The sequence below is a fragment of the Paenibacillus sp. VTT E-133280 genome, assembly GCF_002264385.1.
Lineage (GTDB): Bacteria > Bacillota > Bacilli > Paenibacillales > Paenibacillaceae > Paenibacillus_AQ > Paenibacillus_AQ nitricinens.
Map to the genome: position 1 here is coordinate 1 of NZ_NFUX01000137.1, position 5,369 is coordinate 5,369.

At 41.9% G+C, this 5,369-nt stretch carries 3 protein-coding genes; 2 read left to right on the plus strand and 1 reads right to left on the minus strand.

Translation table 11 applies throughout. The features are described from left to right. Positions 1-96: 96 nt before the first annotated feature. Positions 97-972, minus strand: coding sequence for a YheC/YheD family protein (locus tag CA600_RS30270; protein ID WP_094874789.1), 876 nt, complete (start codon positions 970-972; stop codon positions 97-99). 355 nt (positions 973-1,327) lie between these two features. Here CA600_RS30270 and gyrA point away from each other — a divergent pair, with 355 nt between their 5' ends. After that, positions 1,328-3,868: a DNA gyrase subunit A gene (gyrA, locus tag CA600_RS30275; protein ID WP_094874790.1), complete on the plus strand. Its 2,541-nt coding sequence runs from the start codon at positions 1,328-1,330 to the stop codon at positions 3,866-3,868. 268 nt (positions 3,869-4,136) lie between these two features. Further along, entirely contained in the window at positions 4,137-5,234 is a 1,098-nt protein-coding gene (locus CA600_RS30280) for an HD-GYP domain-containing protein (protein WP_094874791.1), read from the plus strand. The last annotated feature ends 135 nt before the right edge of the window (positions 5,235-5,369 follow it).

Genomic DNA, 5,369 nt, shown 5'->3' on the forward strand with positions numbered 1-5,369 from the left:
TGAAACTTATACTTTCTTATATTTTAATAAAACCTCCGGCTTCTGTTCCTAATGGAATGAGAATGCTGGAGGTTTTTTGTTTTCAGATCCGGTTTTTTAGGCTTTATTATATTGTCTATTGCGGGTAGTATATGGCGATTTTCTAGCTTTTACACGTCCGTATGCTACAGCATAGCGGTGTATTCTACGATAGATAGATTTATCAGGAAATAACTTGAATACAACAATAGATGGAAGCGTGTTGACCTCAAGCAGCCACATATCCATATGCTGATCCATGGCAATATCCAGACCAATTTCTTTAATTCCTGGATAGGTAGTTTCCAATTGGCCTGCAATTTGTACACCTAAAGATTTTAATTGATTAATCGTGGAGAGTGTTTCAGAAGGGTTCATATGATTTTTTAATAATGTATTTACTGACTGAATACTGCCTCCACTATGATAATTGGTGACAATTTTCTGAGGGGCAGCTACTCTTCCGAGCATTCCTGTTGTTTCCCATGCACCTGATGGAGTCTTTTGGGCAAGAACTCGAAGGTCGAAGGGACGATCTTGGTGACGCAGGAGATCAATTCCTTTTTGGACGAGGTAGGTACGGTTCTGAATTCGTTTCTGTAAGGCCTCATGCAGCTCTTCGGGGGAGAAGAAAACTTCTGCCATCTTTGCATATCTTAGAATATATAGGACCTGTGCTTCTTGCTGTTGTCTCTCCTCGTTATCGGCGGTGACATTTATTTCAGTCTTTTGCTGGCTAGGACTTAAAATCACCGTACGCTGCTCAGCTCTCATTACACCAATACCAAAGCTTCCGCGATCAGGTTTTATATAGACCATAGCATATAACGCAAGCATTTCTTTAAGAACACTTAAATCGTATTTACGGGTATCAGGCACATATAGAGATAGAGATTGATTTTGAAGGATAACTTTTGTTTTAGCCCATTTACTTGGGACACGTTGAATCTTCATTATCTTCCTCCTTAACAATTTTGTGCAGCAATTGCTCATTTGAATTCCCTTGTACAAAACTTGCTGTGGAAGCATAATCTTTGGCAGCTGAAAATCAGGACAAGCTACCTAAACAATGGTATAATATAAGGATATGGGGTTATGCCTTATCGAACGATACTAGGATAATAAAACCGTGTTTCTTGTCTTTACAGTCTATGTACTAAAGACATTTGCGGAAAGGGCGAATACCCTAATCAGCGCAAAAGAAATCAATATTAGAAGATAAAAGGCTATCATGTTTAATTGTGCTACTTTTGTGAAAGTAATATAATTAAGGGTAGCGGTTTTTTAACTGAAGGAGGTCCAGCAACTCATGGCTGAACAAAATAACCCACAAGTCAAAGATCGGGACATTGGCGTGGAAATGCGTGAATCCTTTATGGATTACGCAATGAGCATCATTGTTAGCCGGGCTTTGCCAGATGTGCGGGACGGACTCAAGCCGGTTCACCGACGCATTTTGTTTGCGATGTCGGAACTTGGAATGTCTGCGGATAAGCCTCATAAGAAATCGGCAAGAATCGTCGGTGAGGTTATCGGTAAGTACCACCCTCACGGTGACTCAGCTGTCTATGAAACAATGGTACGGATGGCTCAGGATTTCTCTATGCGCTATATGCTTGTGGACGGTCACGGGAACTTTGGTTCGATCGATGGTGATATGGCTGCAGCGATGCGTTATACAGAAGCCCGTCTTTCCAAGATTGCAGGCGAAATGCTTCGAGATTTGAACAAAGAAACAGTAGATTTCGCACCCAACTATGATGGTGAAGAGAATGAGCCAGTTGTATTACCAGCTCGCTATCCGAACCTGCTCGTGAATGGGGTATCTGGTATAGCTGTAGGTATGGCTACTAATATTCCACCGCATAACCTAGGCGAAGTTATCGATGGTGTGCAGGCGATGATTAAGAATCCTGATATCACACCTATGGAATTAATGGAGTATATCCAAGGCCCTGATTTCCCTACGGCTGGATATATCTTGGGTCGTGAGGGCATTCGTCAAGCTTATCGTACAGGGCGTGGTTCAGTGACCATGCGTGCTAAGGCAACGATTGAAGAAAACAACGGTAAGGCACGCATCATTGTACATGAGCTGCCATATCAGGTGAACAAGGCAAGATTGGTTGAGAAAATTGCAGAATTAGTACGTGAGAAACGGATCGAGGGTATAACAGATCTTCGAGATGAGTCTGACCGTAACGGTATGCGTGTAGTTGTTGAGATGAGACGCGATGTGAATCCAAATGTTGTGTTGAACAATCTATATAAACATACTTCTATGCAATCCACATTTGGGATCAACATGCTTGCCATTGTAAACAACGAGCCGAAAATTCTTAATCTGCGTGATGTGCTCTATCATTATTTGCAGCACCAGATTGAAGTTATCCGTCGTCGTACAATATTTGATCTTAAAAAAGCTGAAGCACGCGCTCATATTTTAGAAGGTCTGCGTATTGCGCTGGATCATCTGGATGAAGTTATTGCGTTAATTCGCGCGTCACGGACAACGGATATCGCCCGTGATGGATTAATGAGCACCTTTAGCCTCAGTATAGAACAGGCTCAAGCAATCCTCGATATGCGGATGCAACGTCTGACCGGTCTGGAACGGGAAAAGATCGAGAATGAATATAACGAATTGCTCGCTAAAATCGCAGAGTACCGTGAAATTTTGGCGAATGAGCATCTTGTACTGGAAATCATCAGCAACGAGCTGCAGGATATTCGTGATAGATATTCTGATGATCGCCGGACAGAGATTACGGTTGGTGAAGAAAGTATCCTGGATGAAGACCTTATTCCGCGTGAAGAGGTTGTTATCACTATTACACATACGGGATACATCAAACGTCTACCTGTCAGCACCTACCGCAGCCAGAAGCGCGGAGGGCGCGGAGTTATAGGAATGGACACCAAGGACCAGGATTTTGTGGAGCATCTCTTCGTGAGTAACTCTCATAACTATCTGATGTTCTTTACCGATAAGGGTAAGGTGTACCGGATTAAGGCTTATGAGATCCCAGAGCTGGGTCGTACTGCACGTGGGACACCAATCATCAACCTGATTCAAATTGAACAAGGTGAGAAGATTAGTGCCGTAATCCAAGTGGAAGAGAGCGATAGTGACAAGTACTTGTTCTTTGCTACCCGCGAAGGTATCGTGAAGAAGACGCCACTTGAGGATTACAATAACATCCGCAAGGGCGGACTTATCGCTATTAATCTTCGTGAAGAGGATTCCCTAATTGAGGTTAAGCTGACAGATGGTCAGCAGAATCTTATTATCGGTACAGCTCGCGGAATGTCGATTACGTTCTCAGAGAATGATGTTCGTTCTATGGGCCGTAGCGCGACTGGCGTGAAGGGCATTACGCTTGACAGTAATGACCATGTCATCGGTATGGACTGTGTTGATAAGGAGCTTGAGGTCCTGATTGTTACTAGCAAGGGTTATGGTAAACGGACCCCAGCTGGTGATTATCGTTCTCAGACTCGTGGCGGTAAAGGGATCAAGACCATTAATCTCACAGAGAAGAATGGCCCTGTAGTTGGTCTTAAGGTTGTTAGAGACGACGAAGACTTAATGATCATTACTACAAGCGGTACCTTGATCCGTACCAGCATGGATGGAATTTCTACTATGGGCCGTTATGCGCAAGGGGTTAAGCTAATTAACATCCGCGAGGATGATGCTGTGGCTACCCTGTGTAGAGCGGATAAGAACGAAGAGGACGAAATGTCTGAAGAGATGGAAGGCCTCGAGGAACAAGTAACAGTAGATGAATCTGGTGATATTGATCAACCGGAAACTATCGCTGAGGATCAAGAAGATAACTTAGAGTAGGTTATATTCAATAAAGAGCAAGGGATTCTATTACAGAGTCCCTTGCTCTTTTTGCTGTGATTAATTAATAGCAAGTTATTTAATGAAATTTAATGAGAATTTTTATAAGAATAGTTTTCATTTCACTAGTCGCTTCCTTTTATCCGTACTATAATTAGCCGATAGAGTATAAATCAGTATATAAAGTACTATTTTCTCAGAAATTATCTGTCATATTAGATTTCGGTAATCCTGAGCTTATTGTTATAGAAATTAAGGGGCTGAGTATATGCCAAGTGTATTGGCTGGAGAAGTTAAAGCAGGCTCAAAGATAACCAAAGATGTAACTACACCTCTGGGGGGAATTTTGTTCACTAAGGGAAAAATACTACTTCCCCGTGATCTAGAAATTTTAGAAGCTTTTTTGGTTGGGCAAGTGGAGATCGAAGGTGTTCAGGGAGAGGCCAACTCTGATGCTGTCAAAAAAAACGCCAAGCAGACAGCACTTAAAGCTGGAGCGATTATAAATGAATCGATGCTGATCAAGAACAATTCCCCACTACATGATGAATATGAAAAAATGATCGCACTTATTAGAACCAGCTATCGTTCGGTAACGGCAGCCTCAATTCCTATTTTTGAGTTGCGGAGTCAGTTAGAGTTACTAATTAGTCATTTAAAGGATTATCATGTGTTGAAGTTTTCTCCACGTACGCTAAAAGACGAGGATTACAACTATCACAATGCCGTGCTGTCCGCGTTAACATCCTATAAGATCGCTCAGTGGTGCGGGTATCCGCAAAAGGATTGGATGCAGATCGCTTTTGCTGGATTACTACATGACATCGGAAACGCGAAAGTAGATAGTTCTCTTTTACATAAGCCGGAATCACTTAATAGTGCCGAAATAGAAGAGGTTCGCAGACATACTACATATGGCTATCAATTACTGCGTAATGTCACAGCGATTAATGAAGGGGTAAGACTAACGGCATTGCAGCATCATGAGAAGGTCGATGGGTCTGGTTACCCACTTAAGCTAGAAGGTAGCCAGATTCATTTTTACGCTAAAGTAGTAGCGGTAGCAGATATATTCCATGCTATGACTCTAGAAAGGGCTTATAGAAAAGCACAGTCTCCTTATTTAGTGTTAGAGCAGATAATGACAGAAAGCTTCGGTAAGCTTGACCCAGTTGTTGTACAGACCTTTATACAGAAGAGTACAGATTTGTTTAATGGAACCAGAATACGTCTGAGCGATGGACGTCATGGAGAGATCATATTTACTGACCGTGCTAATCCAACACGTCCTATGATTAAGGTAGAGGGTACGATTGTTAACCTAATGTTGGAGCGAGATTTGTATATTCAGGAGATCATTGCTTAGAGAAAGAAGTATTAAGAGACTCCATAAATGAGACTGTGCTAACAGGTATACACCAATATATAAAGGGTGATTGATAGTACAGTCTCTTATTTATAGATTATTTTGAAAAAAGTGTTGCAATGAATCTCTATACAT